The 872-nt window shown below is 52.3% G+C and carries 3 protein-coding genes; all 3 read left to right on the forward strand.

The window, feature by feature from the left end:
• A partial coding sequence (locus AC1RPW_RS07580; RefSeq protein WP_481769380.1) for a hypothetical protein occupies nt 1-230 on the forward strand: 230 nt, incomplete at its 5' end.
• Between the two features lie 10 nt (nt 231-240).
• Nucleotides 241-738, forward strand: a complete 498-nt coding sequence (locus AC1RPW_RS07585; protein WP_353986194.1) for a DUF7448 domain-containing protein — start codon at nt 241-243, stop codon at nt 736-738.
• Between the two features lies 1 nt (nt 739).
• Nucleotides 740-872 (forward strand): hypothetical protein (locus AC1RPW_RS07590; protein WP_481769382.1); only part of this gene is annotated, 133 nt, incomplete at its 3' end.

Below are 872 nucleotides of genomic sequence, written 5' to 3' on the forward strand. Positions count from 1 at the left end.
ACGGGCGGGTGTCGCGTGTAGGCGTCAGCACCAAGTTTCAATTCCAGATTGGTAATAAGAAGGCCCGTCTGGATTTCACGGATGCCACCATCTTTGACGGATCAGACCCGCGTGAAACGGCGCTTGCCGTTAAGCAGCTTCTGGCCGACTGGGTGCGCGTGTCCCAAGAAATACCAGAGGCATACCGTCAGCGTTTTGTTGACGTGGTGCTGAACCACCACAAACAGTAAGGAGCAGATCATGAAGTACGCAGAAGACTACAGCTGGCGAATCCATGGAGGGCGCGACGTAATTATGTCGTCGCTAGTCGGCCACACCATTGTCGCGATTGACACGGATGATGCGAAACGCAACATCTGGTTCACGCTAGAAGGTGGTGAAATTCTGCGTATGTTTCATGATCAAGACTGCTGCGAGTCGGTGTACATCGAATCGATTGTTGGCAACCTCACTGACCTATTGGGTACTCCACTTCTGGTGGCAGAAGTCGTATCTTGGGCTGATGGTCAGGATGGTGTGCCTCCCCCGATCCTGCCCCGGCGCGAAAGCTGGATGGACGATGAAGATTACGCTGATCACTGCACGTATGCAGTAGAGTCGTACCGATGGACGTTTTACAAATTCGCGACAATTCGCGGGTATGTTGATATTCGATGGTACGGTACAAGCAACGGCTATTATGGCGAGGGTGTTGACCTGCGCCACATCAATATTGACGAAGAGGAAGGAGAGGATTGACATGGGATACCAACGATATCCGGGGTTTGAGGCGTTGCTTGGTAAGACGCTGGTTTCTGTGACAGGTCTTGAAGAAGGCTCTGACGAAGTGACGTTCATGGCTGAGACCGGTGAAGTCTACAGCATGTACCATC

Source organism: Dellaglioa sp. CoH-55-MRSF-8 (assembly GCF_056782195.1).

Excerpts from the sequence above, each read along its gene's own strand:
- AC1RPW_RS07585 (WP_353986194.1), top strand. The coding sequence starts at position 241 with ATGAAGTACGCAGAAGACTACAGCTGGCGAATCCATGGAGGGCGCGAC.